The 21,633-nt window shown below is 47.9% G+C and carries 19 protein-coding genes; 14 read left to right on the top strand and 5 right to left on the bottom strand.

Annotated features, from left to right (window positions below; all coding sequences use genetic code 11):
* Nucleotides 1-36: 36 nt before the first annotated feature.
* The 14 genes from yxeI to NSQ12_RS20880 all read left to right on the top strand — a co-directional run bounded on the left by yxeI (nt 37) and on the right by NSQ12_RS20880 (nt 14,586).
* Complete coding sequence (gene yxeI / locus NSQ12_RS20945; protein WP_339175567.1) at nt 37-1,023, top strand: penicillin V amidase; 987 nt, start codon at nt 37-39, stop codon at nt 1,021-1,023.
* Nucleotides 1,024-1,451: 428 nt separating this feature from the next.
* Nucleotides 1,452-2,777 (top strand): LLM class flavin-dependent oxidoreductase, encoded by a 1,326-nt coding sequence (locus tag NSQ12_RS20940; protein WP_339175565.1) that lies wholly within the window; start codon nt 1,452-1,454, stop codon nt 2,775-2,777.
* 13 nt (nt 2,778-2,790) lie between these two features.
* A complete protein-coding gene (gene snaB / locus NSQ12_RS20935; protein ID WP_339175563.1) occupies nt 2,791-3,288 on the top strand; it encodes a sulfur-containing aminoacid acetyltransferase SnaB in 498 nt (165 codons plus the stop codon).
* 24 nt (nt 3,289-3,312) lie between these two features.
* Nucleotides 3,313-4,107, top strand: coding sequence for an amino acid ABC transporter substrate-binding protein (locus NSQ12_RS20930; protein WP_003227109.1), 795 nt, complete (start codon nt 3,313-3,315; stop codon nt 4,105-4,107).
* A gap of 22 nt (nt 4,108-4,129) precedes the next feature.
* Nucleotides 4,130-4,804 (top strand): amino acid ABC transporter permease, encoded by a 675-nt coding sequence (locus tag NSQ12_RS20925; protein WP_003227111.1) that lies wholly within the window; start codon nt 4,130-4,132, stop codon nt 4,802-4,804.
* A gap of 12 nt (nt 4,805-4,816) precedes the next feature.
* Entirely contained in the window at nt 4,817-5,566 is a 750-nt protein-coding gene (locus tag NSQ12_RS20920; protein WP_038428070.1) for an amino acid ABC transporter ATP-binding protein, read from the top strand.
* Nucleotides 5,567-5,582: 16 nt separating this feature from the next.
* A complete protein-coding gene (sndB, locus tag NSQ12_RS20915) occupies nt 5,583-6,725 on the top strand; it encodes an N-acetyl-sulfur-metabolite deacetylase SndB (protein ID WP_038428069.1) in 1,143 nt (380 codons plus the stop codon).
* A complete protein-coding gene (locus NSQ12_RS20910; protein ID WP_038428068.1) occupies nt 6,722-8,059 on the top strand; it encodes an MmgE/PrpD family protein in 1,338 nt (445 codons plus the stop codon). Before sndB ends, NSQ12_RS20910 begins: the two co-directional genes overlap by 4 nt.
* A gap of 69 nt (nt 8,060-8,128) precedes the next feature.
* Nucleotides 8,129-9,241, top strand: coding sequence for an ethanolamine utilization protein EutH (eutH, locus tag NSQ12_RS20905; RefSeq protein WP_038428067.1), 1,113 nt, complete (start codon nt 8,129-8,131; stop codon nt 9,239-9,241).
* 72 nt (nt 9,242-9,313) lie between these two features.
* Nucleotides 9,314-10,141, top strand: a complete 828-nt coding sequence (locus tag NSQ12_RS20900) for a DUF1206 domain-containing protein (protein WP_038428066.1) — start codon at nt 9,314-9,316, stop codon at nt 10,139-10,141.
* Nucleotides 10,142-10,274: 133 nt separating this feature from the next.
* The gene (gene deoR, locus NSQ12_RS20895) at nt 10,275-11,216 is read left to right on the top strand and encodes a DNA-binding transcriptional repressor DeoR (RefSeq protein WP_339175558.1); all 942 of its coding nucleotides are present in this window, start codon (nt 10,275-10,277) and stop codon (nt 11,214-11,216) included.
* Between the two features lie 105 nt (nt 11,217-11,321).
* The gene (deoC, locus tag NSQ12_RS20890) at nt 11,322-11,993 is read left to right on the top strand and encodes a deoxyribose-phosphate aldolase (protein ID WP_038428061.1); all 672 of its coding nucleotides are present in this window, start codon (nt 11,322-11,324) and stop codon (nt 11,991-11,993) included.
* Between the two features lie 80 nt (nt 11,994-12,073).
* Nucleotides 12,074-13,255, top strand: coding sequence for a nucleoside permease NupC (gene nupC / locus NSQ12_RS20885; protein WP_003244143.1), 1,182 nt, complete (start codon nt 12,074-12,076; stop codon nt 13,253-13,255).
* A 29-nt stretch (nt 13,256-13,284) separates the two neighbouring features.
* Nucleotides 13,285-14,586, top strand: coding sequence for a pyrimidine-nucleoside phosphorylase (locus NSQ12_RS20880; RefSeq protein WP_038429900.1), 1,302 nt, complete (start codon nt 13,285-13,287; stop codon nt 14,584-14,586).
* A 43-nt stretch (nt 14,587-14,629) separates the two neighbouring features.
* Here the strand turns inward: NSQ12_RS20880 and NSQ12_RS20875 are convergent, their stop codons facing one another.
* The 5 genes from NSQ12_RS20875 to hutH form a co-directional block, all read right to left on the bottom strand.
* Entirely contained in the window at nt 14,630-16,057 is a 1,428-nt protein-coding gene (locus NSQ12_RS20875; RefSeq protein WP_038429899.1) for an amino acid permease, read from the bottom strand.
* Nucleotides 16,058-16,132: 75 nt separating this feature from the next.
* The gene (gene hutG / locus NSQ12_RS20870; protein ID WP_069703578.1) at nt 16,133-17,092 is read right to left on the bottom strand and encodes a formimidoylglutamase; all 960 of its coding nucleotides are present in this window, start codon (nt 17,090-17,092) and stop codon (nt 16,133-16,135) included.
* Nucleotides 17,085-18,350, bottom strand: coding sequence for an imidazolonepropionase (gene hutI / locus NSQ12_RS20865; RefSeq protein ID WP_069703579.1), 1,266 nt, complete (start codon nt 18,348-18,350; stop codon nt 17,085-17,087). Before hutI ends, hutG begins: the two co-directional genes overlap by 8 nt.
* A 12-nt stretch (nt 18,351-18,362) precedes the next feature.
* Nucleotides 18,363-20,021: a urocanate hydratase gene (hutU, locus tag NSQ12_RS20860; RefSeq protein ID WP_032722751.1), complete on the bottom strand. Its 1,659-nt coding sequence runs from the start codon at nt 20,019-20,021 to the stop codon at nt 18,363-18,365.
* The gene (gene hutH, locus NSQ12_RS20855) at nt 20,018-21,544 is read right to left on the bottom strand and encodes a histidine ammonia-lyase (RefSeq protein WP_144527188.1); all 1,527 of its coding nucleotides are present in this window, start codon (nt 21,542-21,544) and stop codon (nt 20,018-20,020) included. The genes hutU and hutH overlap by 4 nt, the downstream gene beginning before the upstream one ends.
* Nucleotides 21,545-21,633 lie beyond the last annotated feature (89 nt).

The raw sequence follows: 21,633 nt of genomic DNA, 5'->3' as shown, positions 1-21,633 counted from the left end.
ATGATATTAATCTGAATTGAAAAGGGGACTGATCAAATGTGCACAAGTCTTACATTGGAAACTGCTGACCGTAAACATGTATTAGCGAGAACAATGGATTTTGCATTTCAGCTGGGGACAGAGGTGATTCTCTATCCGCGCCGTTACAGTTGGAATAGCGAAGCTGACGGAAAGGCCCATCAGACACAGTACGCATTTATCGGTATGGGAAGAAAACTTGGTAATATTTTATTTGCAGACGGCGTTAATGAAAACGGTTTATCGTGTGCTGCACTTTATTTTCCGGGCTATGCGGAGTACGAAAAAACGATACGGGAAGATACCGTTCACATTGCCCCGCATGAGTTTGTGACATGGGTGCTGTCAGTCTGTAAATCTTTGGAAGACGTAAAAGAAAAGATTCGATCTTTAACGATTGTAGAGAAAAAATTAGATCTATTGGATACAGTTTTACCGCTTCACTGGATATTGTCAGACCGGACGGGCCGAAGCCTGACGATAGAACCGAGAGCAGACGGCCTCAAAGTCTATGATAATCAACCTGGTGTCATGACGAACAGCCCCGACTTTATATGGCATGTAACCAATCTGCAGCAATATACAGGAATCAGACCGAAGCAATTAGAGAGCAAAGAGATGGGCGGATTAGCCCTTTCTGCTTTTGGCCAAGGCTTAGGAACTGTTGGTCTGCCGGGGGATTACACACCGCCTTCCCGGTTTGTCAGAGCTGTTTATTTGAAAGAACATCTAGAGCCGGCGGCCGATGAAACGAAAGGTGTAACAGCCGCTTTTCAAATTTTGGCAAATATGACGATACCAAAGGGCGCAGTGATAACGGAAGAAGACGAAATTCATTATACGCAATATACTTCCGTGATGTGCAACGAAACTGGAAACTACTATTTCCACCACTATGACAATCGGCAAATCCAAAAAGTGAGTTTATTTCATGAAGACCTAGACCGCCTTGAGCCTAAAGTGTTTTCTGCTAAAGCAGAAGAAAGTATTCTAGAACTTAATTAAGATTCAATTAGCTGATTTCGGTATGAATCCGGGATCAGCTTATTTTTTTATGTGATGTCTCAGCTTCTGAATGAGTGGGAAAATGGACCGTTCTACGACGGCGACCACGCGCGTTTATTAGCAAAGAGCAAAAGTGGCGGCAAAATGCGTATGGTCGGAAGTAGAGATAAGGTGCAAGCTACATTTATATAAAACTTTGGATCAAAACGAGTCTCAGCATCAGACTGGTTTTGCCAGTATACAGGTTGCACAAATGCCGCCCCATGACCCCGCGAGTTTTCAGCTTAAAAAGAAAAATTTAATCTTAACTCATTGACAAACGTCCAAGACAAAGGTACATTTTGATTTATTCATATTAAACGACTAGGAATATAGGAGTTTATTTTTCGGATTATTCAGCCTAAAAACATGATAAAAGGAGTATCGTCATGACAAGCAAAAAGAAACAAATCAAATTAGGGGTATTTTTAGCAGGTACAGGCCATCACGTCGCGTCTTGGCGGCACCCGGACGCGCCGTCAGATGCGAGCATGAATTTGGATTATTTTAAAGAGCTTGCGAAAACAGCGGAGCGAGGCAAGCTTGATATGCTGTTTTTAGCGGACAGCCTTTCGATTGACAGCAAATCACACCCAAATGTATTAACAAGGTTTGAGCCATTCACCCTGCTCTCTGCTTTGGCGCAGGTCACATCAAAAATCGGACTGACAGCAACAGCCTCCACTACATACAGCGAGCCATTCCATATTGCCAGACAGTTTGCGTCATTGGATCATTTGTCCAACGGCCGTGCCGGATGGAACGTCGTCACTTCATCTATTGAATCAACAGCGCTGAATTTCAGCGGTGAAAAGCACCTCGAACACCATTTGCGCTATCAGCGGGCAGAGGAATTTGTCGAGGTTGTAAAGGGGCTTTGGGATTCATGGGAAGAGGACGCCTTTATCCGTAATAAAGAAACGGGTGAATTCTTTGAAAAAGAAAAAATGCACGAGCTGAACCACAAAGGAGAATATTTCTCGGTTCGCGGACCTCTAAACGTTTCAAGAACGCCGCAGGGCCAGCCGGTCATTATCCAGGCAGGATCATCAGGAGACGGAAAAGCGCTGGCTGCCAAAACAGCAGAAGTGATCTTCACAGCACAAAACCACCTGGAATCAGCTCAAGAATTTTATCACTCCATTAAAGAACAGGCTGCGGAATTCGGACGCGATCCGGAAAAAATTGCCATCATGCCGGGTATTTTCCCGATCATTGCTGATACAGAAGAAGCGGCGCAAGCCAAATACAAGGAGCTTCAAGATCTGATTATCCCATCTGTCGGTCTGCAAATTCTCCAAAATTACTTGGGCGGAATTGATTTGTCGGCATATCCGCTTGATGGGCCGCTGCCGAATCTTGACGCCGAAGCTTCCAATGCGGTGAAGAGCCGCTTCAAGCTTGTTCAGGAGATGGCTGAACGTGACAATATGACGATACGAGAGCTTTACAAATACGTTGCAGGCTCCAGAGGCCACCATATCTTCGTCGGCACGCCGGAGCAGCTCGCCGACAAAATGCAGGAATGGGTGGATACGAAAGCGTGTGACGGGTTTAACATCATGCCTCCGCTTCTTCCAGAAGGAATTGAAGTGTTTGTTGATCAAGTGGTTCCGATTTTACAGGAGCGCGGCGTGTTCAGAAAAGAATATGAAGGCACAACATTACGAGAGCACTTCGGTTTGGAAAAGCCGGTAAACCGCTATGCAAAGTAAGGAGGAACGCTAGATGAAGCCACAATACCGCCTTGCAGTTGAACGTGATGCCGAACAGCTTCTCGAGCTGACATTGCGGGCTTATGAACCGATTCGAAAGCTCGGCATTCGTTTTGCTGCCGCTCATGCTGATTTGGATTTGGTGCTGAAAAATATTCGGCAAAATGCTTGCTACGTCATGGAAGAAGACGGGCGGATCATCGCGACCATCACCTTGAGAATGCCTTGGGGAAAACAGCCGGGACCGTATGGCGTTCCGCATATCTGGTGGTTTGCTGTGGACCCCGACACCGGTAAAAAAGGAATCGGAACAAAGCTGCTTCAATGGCTGGAGGAAACAATCCTTCGCGATACGTTAAAGGTTCCGTTTGTCTCACTCGGAACAGCGGATAAGCATCCGTGGCTGATTGAGATGTACGGACGAAAAGGGTATGTCCGCTCAGGTGAACAAGACCTTGGAAAAGGGCATATCACAGTCTATATGAAAAAACAATTGCGACATGATCTATAAAAATAGAAAAGGCGGGAAAATCAAATGAAAATGAAAAAATGGACTGTGCTGGTCGTTGCTGCATTATTAGCGGTGCTCTCAGCTTGCGGCAATGGAAACAGCAGCAGTAAAGAGGATGACAATGTGCTTCATGTCGGTGCGACAGGACAAAGTTACCCATTTGCTTATAAAGAAAACGGAAAGCTGACAGGCTTTGACGTTGAAGTGATGGAAGCAGTCGCTAAGAAAATTGACATGAAACTGGACTGGAAGCTGCTTGAATTCAGCGGGCTGATGGGAGAGCTTCAAACAGGCAAGCTTGACACCATTTCCAACCAGGTAGCTGTGACAGACGAACGTAAGGAAACGTATAACTTTACGAAACCATACGCTTATGCGGGAACACAGATTGTCGTCAAAAAAGACAATACAGACATCAAATCAGTAGACGATTTAAAAGGCAAGACAGTAGCAGCCGTTCTCGGTTCAAACCACGCGAAAAACCTTGAAAGCAAAGATCCTGATAAAAAAATCAATATCAAAACGTATGAAACACAAGAGGGTACGCTGAAGGATGTTGCGTACGGCCGTGTAGACGCTTATGTCAACAGCCGAACTGTATTGATCGCGCAAATCAAGAAGACCGGTTTGCCATTAAAGCTTGCAGGAGATCCGATTGTTTACGAACAGGTTGCATTCCCATTTGCCAAGGACGATGCGCACGACAAGCTCCGCAAAAAAGTCAATAAGGCGCTAGATGAATTGCGTAAAGACGGAACACTGAAAAAACTCTCTGAAAAATACTTTAATGAAGATATCACAGTAGAACAGAAGCATTAAGAAACGGCGGTGACTCACCAGAATGAACACGATTGATTGGGAATTCATGATATCAGCGTTCCCGACTTTAATTCAGGCCCTTCCGATCACGTTGTTTATGGCCATAGCGGCTATGATTTTTGCCATTATCGGAGGACTTATTCTCGCACTCATTACAAAGAACAAAATTCCAGTGCTTCATCAGCTGTCAAAGCTGTATATATCCTTTTTCCGAGGCGTGCCGACACTGGTGCAGCTGTTCTTAATCTATTACGGGCTGCCGCAGCTCTTTCCAGAGATGAGCAAAATGACAGCTCTCACAGCCGCTATCATCGGGTTAAGCTTAAAAAATGCAGCATATTTGGCAGAAATCTTCCGGGCCGCCCTCAATTCTGTTGATGACGGGCAGCTGGAGGCGTGCCTGTCTGTCGGTATGACAAAATTTCAGGCATACAGACGGATTATTTTGCCGCAAGCGATCCGAAATGCGATTCCGGCAACGGGCAATACATTTATCGGGCTCCTGAAAGAAACGTCACTGGCCTTTACATTAGGGGTCATGGAGATGTTCGCCCAAGGGAAGATGTACGCTTCAGGAAACCTCAAATATTTTGAGACGTACTTGGCGGTTGCGATCGTCTATTGGGTTCTTACCATGATCTACAGCATGTTGCAGGACTTGTTTGAACGTGCCATGAGCAAGCCATACCGGACTTAGAGGTGAAATCAGTTGATAACAGTAAAAAATATTCGCAAAGCGTTTAAAGATCTCGTCGTGCTAGATGGAATCGATCTAGAAGTGAAGCGCGGAGAAGTGGTGGCGATCATCGGTCCGTCCGGTTCCGGAAAATCAACGCTTCTCCGGTGCTTGAATCTATTAGAACGTCCGGATCAAGGCCTCATTGAAATCGGAGAAGCCAAACTGAACGCGGAAAAATTTACACGCAAGGAAGCACACCGGCTTCGCCAGCAAACGGCCATGGTTTTTCAAAACTACAATCTGTTTAAAAATAAAACGGCTCTGCAAAACATTACAGAAGCTTTAATCGTGGCTCAACATAAACCACGCGACGAAGCGAAACGTATTGGAATGGAGATTCTGAAACAAGTCGGTCTGGAGCATAAGGCTGACAGCTATCCGATCACAATGTCCGGCGGCCAGCAGCAGCGAATCGGCATTGCGCGGGCACTTGCGGTCAATCCGCATGCGATTTTACTGGATGAACCAACGTCAGCGCTTGACCCTGAGCTCGTCACAGGGGTGCTTCAGGTCATCAAGTCCATTGCGGAAAAGCAAACAACGATGATCATTGTTACACACGAAATGGCGTTTGCAAAAGAGGTCGCTGATCAAGTGATTTTTATGGCAGACGGCCATATTATCGAGCAGGGAACGCCAAAAGAACTGTTTGACTATCCGAAAAACGAACGGACGAAACGATTTATCAAGCAGGTGGGAGAGCCTGCAGAGCTTATATAAGAAGGGGAGAAGAACAATGGCCGACACAGCGTTTCATACCTGTTTAATCAATATGCGGCGTGATCTTCATGAACATCCTGAGCTGTCATTTCAAGAGGTTGAAACGACGAAAAAAATCCGCCGCTGGCTTGAGGAGGAGCAAATCGAAATACTTGATGTTCCTCAATTGGAGACTGGCGTGATTGCAGAAATCAAAGGACGGGAAGACGGCCCCGTGATAGCAATACGAGCGGACATTGACGCGCTCCCGATCCAAGAACAGACGAATCTCCCATTTGCATCTAAGGTTGATGGCACAATGCATGCGTGCGGACACGATTTTCATACTGCTTCTATTATTGGCACAGCGATTTTGCTGAATCAAAGAAAGGCCGAGCTGAAAGGTACAGTCCGCTTTATCTTTCAGCCGGCCGAAGAAATTGCAGCAGGAGCAAGAAAGGTCATAGAAGCTGGCGTACTTGATGACGTTTCCGCAATTTTCGGCATGCACAATAAGCCGGATCTGCCTGTCGGAACCATTGGTGTAAAGGAAGGTCCGCTTATGGCAAGTGTTGACCGGTTTGAGATCGTCATCAAAGGGAAAGGCGGACACGCCGGCATCCCGAATAACAGTATTGATCCAATCACTGCAGCCGGACAAATCATCAGCGGGCTGCAATCTGTGGTCAGCCGCAATATCAGCTCACTGCAAAACGCAGTCGTCAGTATCACAAGAGTACAGGCGGGCACCTCGTGGAACGTAATTCCAGACCAAGCTGAAATGGAGGGGACGGTTCGAACCTTTCAAAAAGAAGCGAGGCAGGCTGTTCCCGAGCATATGAGACGAGTGGCTGAAGGAATTGCAGCGGGCTATGGGGCACAAGCAGAATTCAAGTGGTTTCCTTATTTGCCTTCCGTTCAGAATGACGGCACATTTTTGAATGCGGCATCCGAAGCTGCGGCACGGCTTGGCTATCAAACCGTTCACGCTGAGCAGTCTCCGGGCGGAGAAGACTTCGCTCTGTATCAAGAGAAGATTCCGGGATTTTTTGTCTGGATGGGAACGAACGGGACGGAGGAGTGGCATCATCCGGCCTTTACACTGGATGAAGATGCCCTTACGGTTGCCTCTCAATACTTTGCGGAGCTGGCGGTTATTGTATTGGAGACCATCAAATGAGCAAACAAGGGCTGACAGCAGGTCTTGCAGAGGCTGTGAGAACGTCACAACCTGAGCATTCAGTTGACGCGATTCGCGAAGCAAAAAAAGGATTACTTGATTTTACTGCCACTTCATTCGCAGGAAGAGAAGATAAAGGAATTCAAAAGCTCCTCCGTCTGATAGAGGATGAAGGAGGCCGGCCCCTTGTTCCTGTTATCGGACAGGGCAAAAAGGCCGCGCCATTACAATCCGCGATGCTCAATGGATTTATCGCCCATGCATTGGATTTTGATGATGTCCACTCCGATGTAAGAGGACACCCCAGTGCAGTCATCGTACCGGCCCTTATTGCTTCTGCCGCTCGCGGACATGACGAGCGGCTTCTTGGCGCTTATGTTGTTGGTGTTGAAGTGATGGCACGGCTGGGAGAATCAATTGGCAGCCGCCACTATGAGAGGGGCTGGCATAATACAGGTACGCTTGGTGCCATCGCTGCTGCCTGCGCCGTAGGTTATGCTGAGGAGCTGACTCAGGAAAAGCTGGAAAAAGCGATTGGTTTTGCGGCTACGCAATCTGCTGGGATGAGGGTGCAATTTGGAACAGAAATGAAACCGCTGCACGCCGGTCTGGCGGCTCAGGCTGGCTTGCTGGCCGTTAAGCTGGCCCAATCAGAATTTGGCGGGTCCCGCACGGCACTTGATGGAGAAACTGGTTTCTTCAGTCTGTACGGTGACGTTGAAAAAGCACAACACACTTTGCTAAACGATTGGGGGGCACCGTGGAGAATTGTGCAGCCGGGTCTATGGTTTAAAATCTATCCATTTTGTTCCGCGGCACACCATGCTGCAGATGCGGTACGACAGCTTATCTCCGAAGAGGCCATTTCTGCTGCCAATACTGAGCGTATTGAAGTGATTTTTCCGCCAGGCGGAGATGCTGCATTGACGGAAAGATCTCCAAAAACTGGAGAGGAAGGCCGTTTCAGCGTTGAATATGTGATTGCTCTTGCTTTGCATGGACACGACCTGACCGTTGAACATTTCAACAGCCAGCCGATCCCAAACGGCATTCAAACGACAATAAGGCATATTCAGCGCGTATATGACAATGCTACTCAGCCGGCTCCCCATGCCGTTCCAAAAGGCCGTTTCACGATTATCCGGGCCTATTTATCAGACGGCCGGATTTGCGAAGCGCGTGTGGACTGCCCAAAAGGGGCGCCAGGAAATGAGCTGTCTGAAGAAGACATAATAGAAAAATTGACATTAACGGTCCCGCAAGAAAAAGCGCGGAGCATCATAACAGCCGTTGAAAAAGCCGATATAACAGAATTTTTAGCTCATATTGAATAAGATCAACTCTATTCGGTGATTTCAGATGATATGATAAAACCAATCATACGTTTGAAAAAGGAGAAAACCATGACGGTGAATGACACGGTTGTATTCATTTTGGCTGCCTTTTTACTATGGGGAGCGGCGGATTATTGTTTGGGAAACAGATGGGGGCTAGGCGAGCGGTTTGCGGACGGCTTTAAGGCTATGGGGCCGCTGGCGCTGTCCATGATCGGAATTGTGTCGCTGGCGCCCGTGCTGGCAGCAATCCTGATTCCCATTGTTGCTCCGTTTTACACAGCGATTGGCGCGGACCCTTCTTCCTTTGCGAACACCATTTTGGCGATTGATATGGGAGGATATGCGCTGGCTGGAGAAATGGCGAAAGATCCGCAGGCCGGGCTGTTTTCATGGGTGTTTTTAGGAACAATGATGGGACCGGCAATCGTCTTCACGATTCCCGTCGCTCTTGGCATCATCGAAAAAGAGGATCATCCGTATTTTGCGAAAGGCATATTAATCGGGCTGTGCACAGTGCCGATCGGTTGCTTAATCGGCGGATTATGCGCAAGCTTTGACATCGGCATGATAGGTAAAAATCTTCTGATCCCGAGTCTGTTATCTGCTGTGATCGCTTTTGGGTTATGGCGATACACCGACAGTATGATTCAGTTGTTTCATCTCTTCGGGAAAGCGGTCAGTGTGGTTGCGATTATCGGGCTTGCAGCTGTCTCCGTTGAAACGATGACCGGTATTGTGCTGATTCCGGGAATGGAGAATGTCGAGACAGGGATACAAACAACAGGGACCATCGCCATTGCCTTGGCAGGGGCGTTTCCAATGACGGCTTTTATTACAAAAACCTTTAAAAAACCGCTACAGGCTCTGGGGAAATGCCTTCATTTAGATGAGACAGCAACTGCAGGCTTGGTGACCTCTTTGGCGCACCATATCCCAATGCTGGCTTCATTAAAGGATATGACGCCGAGAGGAAAGGTCATCAATGTCGCGTTTGCAGTCAGCGGCGCTTTTGTACTCGGCAGCCACCTCGGTTTTGTGGCTGGAATGAAAAAAGAAATGGCGGCGGCCATGATCATTGGGAAATTAGCAGGCGGAGTCACAGCTGCCGCAGCGGCTGCTTGGATGACACCTGCACAATCAGCTAAACAGCAAAAACGTATCTCAGCCAGCCATAGCTGAGGCAGAAGCTGTTTCAACTTTGTCCAATCGGGAATGTTACAGTAAAGACTTCTGTGAAAGAGGGTTGGACACATGGCGGTGAAAGACCGGTACATGTCAAAAATAAAACAGGAAACCAAGCCTTGGATCAAGCGATTCGGGAGGCTTGGTTATTTTACATTCGGCGGCGTTTTTATTCTGCTTGGGGTTTTGGCCTTTATGACGACTGCCGGGGCAGGCCGCGCGAAAGATTCGAGCGGAGCTCTCCAAACGCTATCACGCATGCCGTATGGGTCACTATTGCTTTTTTTAATAGGCATCGGCCTTATCGGCTATGTGATCTGGATGGTGTTAAGCGCGATCAAGGACACGGAGGGGCACGGAAACAGCAGGCGAGGCCTGTCGCGGAGAATAGGAAACTTTTTCAGTGCCGCTGTTTACACATCCATCGCTTGGAATGCCTTGCGATTTGTGTTTGGCCAAGGGGACGGCGGCACTTCAGAACAGACGTGGTCCGCTTATGTATTGGCGCAGCCATTTGGCCAATGGCTCACAGGGCTTACGGGTGCGGGTTTTATCGTATTTGCGATTGTTCAATTTATGAAAGGCGTTCGGGCTGCTTTTATGAAAGAATTTGATACGTCAAAAATGAACAAACAAATGATATGCATCACGAAAAACACCGGACGCGCAGGCAATATCGCTCGGGCCATTATTTTCTCGGCTATCGGCTATTTTCTCATCAAGACAGCCATGACCGCTGATCCCGATGACACAAGAGGCTTTGACGGCGCGCTCGCCGAACTCGCGCAGCAGCCGCATGGCAAATTGATTCTGTCTATATTGGCATTAGGCCTGATCCTATATGGAATGTACGCCATTATGAAAGGCATTTATCAGCACATGACTTGGGAGAAGTAAGCTCTGGGCAGCTCCGCGCCCAGAGCGTTTTTCAGTTTCTTAGAAATCAGGTGGATGAAAGCCGGCGCCAGCCTGTATAATAAAAGCAAATCAAAAGCAGTTTTATCAGGACTGATCCACAGGGAGGTGCAGAATGGATCGGGAAAAACAACAATTAAGCATAGAAGCGGCAAGGCTTTACTATCAGTCTGACTACAGTCAGCAGCAAATTGCTGAGCAGCTCAACATTTCAAGGCCAACCGTTTCCCGGATGCTGCAATATGCAAAGGAAAAAGGGTATGTCCAGATTCGCGTCATGGACCCTTTTGAGGATTTGGATGCGCTCGGTTCCATACTTGAAGAGAAATACGGGCTCCTTGAGGCGCATGTTGTGTTTTCCCCGACACCCGATTATGCAGGAATTACACATGACCTAAGCCGCTATGGTGCAGAATATATGCATGAAACGGTAAAAGACGGCGACATTGTCGGCGTCAGCTGGGGAACCACCATGTATCAAATCGCGCAAAACATGCAGCCGAAGCAGGTAAAAGGCGTCGAGGTCGTCCAGCTGAAAGGCGGCATCAGCCATTCCCGGGTAAACACGTATTCGGCTGAAACGATTCAGCTGTTTGCAGAGGCTTTTCAAACGATGCCGCGCTATCTTCCGCTTCCCGTCGTGTTTGATAATGCGGATGTGAAGCGAATGGTGGAGAAAGACCGTCATATTGAGCGGATCATCGAGATGGGAAAGCAGGCGAATATCGCTCTCTTCACGGTGGGGACTGTCCGTGATGAAGCGCTATTGTTCCGGCTCGGATATTTTAACGAAGAAGAGAAAGCCCTGCTGAAAAAACAAGCCGTGGGGGATATTTGTTCACGCTTTTTTGATGCGAAGGGGAATATTTGCAGCAGCGCCATCAATGACCGGACCATCGGTGTTGAGCTTGAAGACCTCAGGCTGAAGGAACGCTCCATTTTAGTTGCCGGCGGAAGCAGAAAAGTATCTTCCATTCACGGAGCATTAACCGGAAAATATGCCAACGTTTTAATCATTGACCAGCATACCGCGAGGGCGCTTGTTAATGATTTGTGACACGTTCAAACCTTTCGTTGAACAAAATTTCAATTACCAATTTACATATGTTCAAAAGTCGGTTATGCTAAAAAATATCTTAACAAAAAAGGAAGTGTGCGAAGGATGTCATTAGCCAACATAATTGATCATACAGCTTTGAAACCGCATACACAAAAAGCGGACATTCTAAAACTAATTGAAGAAGCGAAAACATACAAATTTGCTTCAGTATGTGTCAATCCGACATGGGTGGAGCTTGCTGCAAAAGAGCTTAAGGGAACTGGAGTCGACGTTTGTACGGTCATCGGCTTCCCGCTCGGTGCCAATACAACTGAAACAAAAGCGTTCGAGACAAAAGACGCGATTTCAAAAGGCGCCACTGAAGTGGATATGGTCATTAATATTGCCGCTTTAAAAGACAAGGAAGACGATGTGGTGGAAGCTGATATCCGCGGTGTAGTGGAAGCTGCAGCCGGAAAAGCGCTTGTCAAAGTCATTATCGAAACGTGCCTTCTGACTGATGAAGAAAAAGAACGTGCATGCCGTTTAGCGGTGTCTGCGGGAGCGGATTTCGTAAAAACATCAACAGGCTTTTCTACAGGCGGCGCAACGAAGGAAGATATCGCCTTAATGCGCAAAACAGTAGGACCTGATATCGGCGTGAAAGCATCTGGCGGCGTCAGAACGAAAGAAGATGTAGACACAATGGTTGAGGCTGGAGCAAGCCGAATTGGCGCCAGCGCAGGCGTTTCTATCGTAAAAGGAGAAAATGCATCAGACGGAGACAACTATTAAGAGCTGACGGAAGGCAGACTGCTTTCCGTTTTCTGAGGAAACAGTGATTGTAAGCGAATACAAATAAAGGAGAAACACATATGAAGTATTTGATTGGGATTATCGGTTTAATCGTGTTTTTAGGCCTCGCGTGGATCGCGAGCAGCGGCAAAAAAAGAATTAAGATCCGCCCAATTGTTGTTATGCTCATTTTGCAATTTATTCTTGGCTACATTCTCCTCAATACCGGGATAGGGAATTTCCTCGTAGGAGGATTTGCAAAAGGTTTCGGTTACCTGCTTGAATACGCGGCAGAGGGAATTAACTTTGTGTTTGGCGGCTTGGTGAATGCGGACCAAACGACATTCTTTATGAATGTTCTCTTGCCGATCGTGTTTATTTCTGCTCTGATCGGGATTCTGCAAAAGTGGAAAGTCCTCCCGTTTATCATTAGATATATCGGCCTTGCCCTCAGCAAGGTAAACGGTATGGGAAGATTGGAATCGTATAACGCAGTGGCTTCTGCGATTTTAGGGCAGTCAGAAGTATTTATCTCCTTGAAGAAAGAACTCGGTCTTTTAAATCAGCAGCGCTTGTACACGCTTTGCGCATCTGCGATGTCAACTGTATCAATGTCGATTGTCGGCGCGTATATGACAATGCTGAAACCGGAATATGTTGTAACAGCGCTGGTCTTGAACTTATTTGGCGGTTTCATAATTGCTTCTATTATTAATCCGTACGAGGTTGCAAAAGAAGAGGATATGCTTCGTGTTGAGGAAGAAGAAAAACAATCCTTCTTCGAAGTGCTCGGAGAATACATCCTTGACGGTTTCAAAGTAGCGGTTGTCGTCGCTGCGATGCTGATTGGATTTGTCGCGATTATTGCCTTGATCAATGGCATTTTTAATGCAGTATTCGGTATTTCGTTCCAAGGCATTCTTGGATATGTGTTTGCTCCATTCGCTTTTCTTGTCGGTATCCCATGGAATGAAGCTGTTAATGCGGGAAGCATTATGGCAACAAAAATGGTATCGAATGAATTTGTCGCCATGACGTCGCTTACGCAAAACGGTTTCCATTTCAGCGGCCGTACAACAGCGATCGTATCGGTATTCCTTGTGTCATTTGCGAACTTCTCCTCAATCGGAATCATTGCCGGTGCCGTAAAAGGACTGAATGAAAAGCAAGGAAATGTCGTCGCTCGTTTCGGCTTGAAATTATTATACGGTGCTACGCTTGTCAGCTTTTTATCAGCAGCAATTGTGGGCTTGATTTACTGAACTTAATCGAAAAGGATCGGTGACCAAACATGAGAATGGTAGATATCATCATCAAAAAACAAAACGGAAAAGAACTCACCACTGAAGAAATTCAATTTTTCGTGAACGGCTATACAGACGGAAGCATTCCTGATTATCAGGCAAGCGCGCTTGCTATGGCGATTTTCTTCCAGGATATGAGTGACCGTGAACGCGCGGACTTGACGATGGCTATGGTGAACTCCGGTGAAACGATTGATCTTTCTGCCATTGAAGGAATTAAAGTGGATAAACACTCCACCGGCGGCGTCGGCGACACGACAACACTCGTTCTCGCTCCGCTTGTTGCGGCTCTTGACGTACCGGTTGCCAAAATGTCCGGCCGCGGCCTCGGCCATACGGGCGGCACGATTGATAAGTTAGAGGCAATCGACGGCTTCCACGTGGAACTGACGAAGGATGAATTTATTAAACTTGTGAACCGCGACAAGGTTGCGGTCATCGGCCAAAGCGGCAATTTAACGCCGGCTGATAAAAAACTGTACGCGCTTCGTGATGTAACGGGAACGGTCAATTCCATTCCGCTCATTGCAAGCTCGATTATGAGCAAAAAAATCGCTGCCGGGGCGGACGCCATCGTGCTTGACGTAAAAACGGGAGCGGGCGCCTTCATGAAAACAGAAGAAGACGCAGCTGAACTTGCCAAAGCGATGGTACGCATCGGAAATAACGTCGGCCGTCAAACAATGGCTGTCATTTCAGACATGTCCCAGCCGCTCGGCTTTGCGATCGGAAATGCGCTTGAAGTCAAAGAAGCGATCGACACGCTCAAAGGCGAGGGACCCGAGGATCTTCATGAGCTTGTCTTAACGCTCGGCAGCCAGATGGTTGTGCTTGCGAAAAAAGCCGATACATTGGACGAAGCGAGAGCGAAGCTGGAAGAAGTCATGAAAAACGGCAAAGCACTTGAGAAATTCAAGGATTTCCTGAAAAACCAAGGCGGCGACAGCTCAATTGTTGACGATCCGTCTAAGCTTCCGCAAGCCGCATATCAAATTGATGTGCCTGCCAAAGAAGCGGGTGTCGTCTCTGAAATCGTTGCGGACGAAATCGGCGTCGCGGCGATGCTGTTAGGTGCCGGTCGCGCCACAAAAGAAGATGAGATCGATTTAGCCGTCGGCATCATGCTCCACAAAAAGGTCGGCGACAAAGTAGAAAAAGGCGAACCGCTCGTGACGCTTTACGCCAACCGCGAAAACGTCGATGAAGTCATCGCAAAAGTCTATGACAACATCCGCCTCGCCGCGGAAGCGAAGGCGCCGAAGCTGATTCATACGTTGATTACTGAATAAAAAATAAAGCACATCCCATCCTGAGCGGGGTGTGCTTTTTTAATTACAGGATGTGATCGGCCGGATATTCCTCTTGGCTGATTTTTTTCGCTTTTGAAACATTTCTTTTGAAATGGTAGATCAGATAGCAAAGGATGATACAAGGAACTCCACAGAAAAGTGCGATTCTTTGATTGGGATCAAAAGCAAGACCAATACAAGAAGCTGAGCATAATAAAAGAGCGGCTATAGGCATAAGAGGGTAAAGCGGCGTGCGAAATGTCAGATCTTTTACATTCCCCCCTTTTTTCAGAAATCTCTTTCGAAACAAGAGTTGGGACAAGGCAATGCTCATCCAGACCACGACTCCTGCAAATCCAGCAATTGCGACCATCACCACATAGACAGTTCCAGGGGCCACGATACTGGAAACGAGAGATAAACAAGATACAGCCATACTGATCATTAAGGCATTTAAAGGAATGCCTTTAGAGGTCACTTTCTTAAAACGGGAGCTGATCATGTTTTCATTTGCTAACGACCACATCATACGGGTCGAAGCATATAAGCCTGAGTTGGCGACAGACAGCAAGGCTGTTAATATCACGAAATTCATAATATCAGCAGCGTAAGGGATTCCGATCTCCGCAAATACGGCTACAAAAGGGCTTTCAATCACGCCTGCGTCCTTCCACGAAATCAATCCGGATAATATGAAGACAGCGCCAATGAAAAAAATCACGGTTCTCCATGCGACATTACGGATGGATCGCGGTATATCCTTTTGAGGATTTGCTGATTCTCCTGCTGTAACGCCGATTAACTCTGTACCGGAAAAGGCGAAGCTCACAGATATCATCGCGATAAAAACGGCAAGAAAGCCATTCGGAAACAGCCCGCCATGGTCCGTGAAGTTTGACAACATAGGAGCATCCGCCGTTCCGTTTAAAGAGATCAGGCCAAACATGGCGGCTCCTCCTAGAATGATAAATAAAATAATGGTGACAATCTTTACGCTGGAAAACCAAAATTCAGTTTCCGCAAATAACTTAACTGAAAATGCGTTGCATATAAAAAGAAGGGCTGCAAAAATCGCACTCCACATCCATACACTGCTGTCAGGGAACCAGCGCTGCATGAGAATACCGGATGCGGTAAACTCAGAGCCTACCGTCACCACCCAATTGATCCAGTACATGATGCCGACCATAAAACCGGTAGATGGACCAATAAATGTTGTAGCATATTTTTGAAAAGAGCCGGTCACCGGCATGGCAACCGACAATTCGCCGAGACATTGCATGACGAGGTACATCATCAACCCGCCGATTACATAAGCGAGTATCGTACCGCCGGGTCCGGCTTGATGTAGCGTATAGCCCGTACTGAGGAAAAGTCCTGTGCCTATGACGCCTCCCAATGAGATCATAAATAGGTGCCTGCTTTTCATTGTGCGTTTTAGCTGTTGGCTGCTGTTCTCCTGAAGATTCACTGTCTCGCCCTCCTTTTAGCTGCCATTCATTAGGCAGATGAGTTTCTTATACCCAAAATACAACCTGCCAGAAGATCACTTGAATGGGGAGAGTTTCATTCCTTTTAATGCGTGTAACAGAACATGAGCTGCAGCTCTGCTTGTCATATCTCGAAAATCGAGGGTAGGATCGACTTCAACAATTTCAATCCCGGCAACATTGGGCTGTTGTGCGATATACTTGACTGCTTCAAGCAATTCGTCTGTATAGAGGCCGCCCGGGCCAATCGCTGGACAGCCGGGTGCATGGGACTGGTCTAAGACATCCATGTCAACAGATATAAAAATGAAATCTGTTCTATCTTGAACGGCAGGCAAAATCTCTTTTATCGTTGGGATCAGTCCTTTTTCCCGGATCATGTCCATCGTGTGAATGTTCACGCTATGTTTTTTTGCATATGCTTCATAGGCCTGGCTGTTGCTGAATTCTCTGATACCGAGCTGGATCAAATGTTGGCCTTTAATAATCTCTTCATCCAAAAGGCGGCGGAAGGGGGTGCCGTTTGTCGGCCCCCCGTCCTCCGTATTGCGAACATCGTGATGGGCATCAAATTGAATCACTGCTGTCGTTCCTTTTGTTTGTGCTATCGCTTTTATTGTGGAGTAGCTGATAGAGTTATCTCCCCCAAGTATGAGCGGCACCCAATCGGGATGGTCCGAAAGCAGAGCGTGCATGGTTTGGAAAATGTGATGATGTGACTTTACGATATCAGTGACATGAATATCGATATCCCCCAGATCATATAGAAGCTCTGATACGACATGCTCTCCAAGCTCAGCAGAATAGGCTGATGAATGTTTCAGAGCCTGGCGTATTGTTCCGGGTGCAAAGGAAGCGCCTGAATGACTGATGGAGGATTTTGATAGGGGGACACCTATCAACGCCGGTCCCTTAATGTCCTGGCCGTCCCATGTTGCGATCAGGTCGCTCATTTTTGTGACATCCCGGTCTTTAAACGAAGATCCGGCCTCTCTGAGAAAAGGGTACTTATCCAAGAATGGCTCCCTCCCTGTTGACAACAATTGTTCCGTTTTTCATGACTTGATGTACATGATTGACCCCGTAGTGATACGGAATATACATATAGTTCGAGGCTTGCCAAATGACTAGATCAGCTGAGCGGCCGACTTTGAGCTGACCGGCTTCCTCTCCTTTCCCTATGGCGTATGCGGCATTGACTGTGACCGCATGCCAAATTTCTTCTGCAGTCATTTTCAGATGAAGCGCGGCAATGGACATAATCAGCTGGATATTTTCAGTCGGCGAGCTGCCAGGATTAAAATCCGTTGCCAAGCTGACACATACACCTTCATCAATCATAGCTCTAGCCCTAGCGTATGTGCTTTTGCCAAGATAAAATGTCGTGCCCGGCAAGAGGACGGCGATCGTTCCTGCCTCAGCCAATTTCTTTATGCCTTCGTCCGATGCACCTACCAAATGGTCGGCTGAGACGGCCTTTAGCTCACCTGCTAATTCAGCGCCTCCAAGCGGATCGATTTCATCTGCGTGTATTTTTAATCCGAAGCCTGCCTCAGCTGCTTTTTGTAAATAACGGCGGGATTGGCTGACTGTAAAAACGCCTGTTTCTGTAAAAATATCAGCAAAGCTGGCGAGCTCCTGCTCTTTGATTTCCGGCAAAAGGGAAAGCATTTGATCCAGAAATTCATCTGGATCGTTTTGATATTCGGGAGGAATCGCATGGGCTCCCATAAATGTGGAAACAAGGTCAACAGGCTGGCTTTCATGCAGTTTCTTTGCGACACGCAACTGTTTGAGCTCTGTCTCTTTTTCCAAGCCGTAGCCGCTTTTTACTTCTGCTGTGGTTGAGCCGTAGGACAGCATTCTTTGCAAATGAAAATGGGCTTTTTGCAGCAGCTCTTCTTCTGAAGCCGCCCTGGTATCCTTGACTGTAGACAGAATCCCGCCGCCCTGCGCCAGAATATCCAAATATGAAATGCCCTGAAGCTTAAGGTTCATCTCCTTTTCACGAGATCCGCCAAATACAAGATGGGTGTGCGGATCAACGAGGCCGGGCGTTACAAGGCGTCCCGAACAGTCAATGATTTCGTCTGCCTCGTAACCGGCTTCAGCCCCTTTTTGTCCGGCGAACACAATTTTCTGTTCATGGATGCCGACAACAGCGTCTTCGATCACATGAAGATCCTGCATGCTTTTGCCTGCCCGCGGACCGCTGCTTTCCATCGTCAAAAGCTGACCGATGTTGATGAGAATCGTATCAATTTGCTTTGGCATGTCATCACTCCTTTATTTTTGCATCGGCACGATAATGTCCTGTTCCTTCGCTACTTCAACGGCACGTTCATAACCCGCATCCGCATGACGGATAATGCCCATTCCTGGGTCGCTCGTTAAGACCCGCGCGAGCCGCTCGTCAGCCAGCTCACTTCCATCGGCCACTGCAACCATGCCGGCATGCAGGGAATAGCCCATTCCGACGCCGCCGCCATGGTGGAAGGAAACCCAGCTTGCACCCGCCGCCGTGTTGACAAGCGCATTTAGCACAGCCCAGTCACCAACAGCGTCACTTCCGTCCTTCATCGCTTCTGTCTCCCGGTTTGGAGAGGCGACAGACCCGCAGTCCAAATGATCTCTCCCAATAACGACAGGCGCTTTTAGCTCCCCGCTTCTAACCAGCTCGTTAATGGCGAGGCCCATCTTTTTTCGTTCTCCATATCCAAGCCAGCAGATACGGGACGGCAAACCTTGGAAGGTGACTTTTTCCTGTGCCATATCAATCCAGCGGTGAAGGGCTTTATTTGTCGGGAACAGCTCTTTTAATAACGCATCCGTACGGTAAATATCTGCCGGATCTCCGGAAAGCGCCGCCCAACGGAACGGCCCTTTTCCTTCACAGAATAAAGGGCGGATGTAGGCAGGGACAAACCCCGGAAAATCGAAGGCATTCTCCAGCCCTTCATCCTTTGCGACTTGCCGGATATTGTTGCCGTAGTCAAATACAATAGAGCCCTTTTGCTGAAAGGCCAGCATGGCTTCGACATGTTTTTTCATGCTTTGCTTCGCAAGGCGCACGTAAAGCTCTGGATTGTCTTGACGCAAACGGTCAGCTTCATCAAGTGAATAGCCCTCGGGAACATAACCGATTAAAGGGTCATGGGCAGATGTCTGATCTGTCACAATATCAATTTTGACGCCTCGGTTCAAAAGTGTGTGATGCACCTCAGCTGCGTTTCCGAGAAGTGCAATGGACAAAGGTTTTCCTGCCAGCTTTGCCTCTTCAGCCCAAGCTAAGGCTTCCTCAATCGATGCTGTTTTTCGATCGCAGTATTTTGTTTCGATCCGCTTGTCGATGCGTTTCTCGTCAACCTCGACAGCAATGACGACGCCTTCATTCATCGTGACAGACAGCGGCTGTGCGCCTCCCATTCCGCCGAGACCCGCTGTCAGCGTCAACGTTCCTTTTAAGCTGCCCCCGAAGTGCTGTCGCGCCAACTCAGCGAAGGTTTCATAGGTTCCTTGCAATATGCCTTGTGAGCCAATGTAAATCCAGCTTCCAGCCGTCATCTGTCCGTACATCATTAACCCTTTTTTCTCAAGTTCGTGGAAATGCTCCCAGTCTGCCCACTTCGGAACAAGAACAGAATTAGCCAGGAGCACGCGCGGGGCCTGCGGGTGTGTACGGAACATGCCAACGGGCTTTCCGGATTGCACGAGCAATGTTTCATCATTTTTTAATGTTTTCAAGGAATGCTCAATGGCGTGAAAAGCGTCCCAATCCCGTGCGGCTTTGCCAATCCCGCCATATACGATGAGGTCCTCCGGCTTCTCGGCGACTTCTGGATCAAGGTTGTTTCGAAGCATCCGAAGCACTGCCTCTTGCTCCCATCCTAAGCATTCAAGCTCTGTTCCTCTGTTGGCACGGATTGATTTTTTTACATCAGTCATATGTTCATCCCCCTTAGTTCTTTATTCTGATGATCAGGTATTAAAGATTCTTTCTTCAGCCAGTCAGTCAAGCGTTCAATGTCATAGGAAAAAACACGATCCTGCTGAATGGACGGCACGACTTTTCTCATTTCTTGAAAAAGCTGTTTCGTATAGGACGCTGCATGTTCTATGCCTCTGTATTCAACAGCCTGCAATGCGCAAATGGCTTCGATCGCAATGACTCTCCTTGTATTTGCGATCACCTGATAAGCATGCCGAGCGGCGATGGTTCCCATGCTGACATGGTCCTCTTGGTTGGCGGATGACGGAATGGAATCCACACTTGCAGGATGGGCCAGTGTTTTATTTTCAGAAACGAGTGAGGCCGCGGCGTACTGCATGATCATTGCACCGGATTGCAGACCGGGATGAGGGCTCAGGAACGGCGGCAGGTCATTCAGCTGCGGATTCACAAGTCGTTCGATCCTGCGCTCTGCGATATTCGCAAGCTCTGATATTGCGATTTTCAGAAAATCCATGGCAAAGGCGATCGGCTGTCCGTGAAAGTTTCCGCCGGAAATCACTTTGCCACCGTCATTGAAAATGAGAGGATTGTCTGTAGCTGCGTTCATTTCAATCTCTAATTTTTCTTTGACATAGCCTAGTGTCTGCCAAGTCGCACCGTGTACTTGCGGAATACAGCGCAATGAATAGGCATCCTGAACCCGCAGTTCTCCCTGGGAGGTTGTCAGGCCGCTGTCAGATAGATAAAAGCGAATTCGTTCTGCGACATCGATCTGCTCCTGATAGCCGCGGGCTGAGTGAATATCCTCGTCAAATGCATCGATAATTCCCCGCAACCCCTCAATCGTTAAGCTGGCAATGCGTTCTGTTTGATAGGCTAGTTTCTCAGCTTCAATGTAGGCGACCACCCCCATTGCAGTCATGGCCTGAGTCCCGTTAATCAAGGCAAGCCCTTCCTTGGATGTCAGCGTTACCGGTTGAATACCTGCTTTTTTCAAGCCTGTCATTGCCGGCATTCTTTCCCCCTCAAAAAAGACTTCTCCTTGTCCGATCAGCGCAAGCGCCAGGTGGGAAAGCGGCGCCAGATCTCCGCTTGCGCCAAGTGATCCCTGCTGGGGGATGACAGGATGGACGCGTTTATTTAAAAAAGCAAGCAACTGTTCGATCAGCTCAGCGCGGACACCGGAAAAGCCTTTTAACAGCGCATTGGCGCGCAAAAGCAGCATTGCCCTGGAAACACACTCAGGAAAAGGGTCGCCGACTCCGCAGGCATGAGAAAGGATTAAATTCAGCTGCAGCGCCGCCGAGTCTTCTTTCTGAATCAGGACATCGCTGAATTTGCCAAATCCGGTGTTGATGCCGTAGATTGTCTTTTCGTCGCGTACAATCCGTTCCACTGCCGCTCTGCTTTTTTTCACGCGCTCCATACTTTCCTCAGAAGCCGCTGCCTCCTCAAAATCAAACAGCACACGAGCGACGTCGGCTGTTGTCAATGAAGAACCGTCTAAAGTCACCATAAGCCCAACTCCTTTTTCTTTACTTTGGTAAAGCGCCCATACAAAAAGGAGCTATGCTGTGAAAATTTGATTTCACGCATAGCCCCCTA

The sequence above is a fragment of the Bacillus sp. PS95 genome (genome assembly GCF_037963565.1).
In the GTDB taxonomy this organism is placed as follows: domain Bacteria; phylum Bacillota; class Bacilli; order Bacillales; family Bacillaceae; genus Bacillus; species Bacillus subtilis.
The sequence above is the reverse complement of the archived record's forward strand: the minus strand, read 5'-3'. Positions and strand labels throughout refer to the sequence as shown.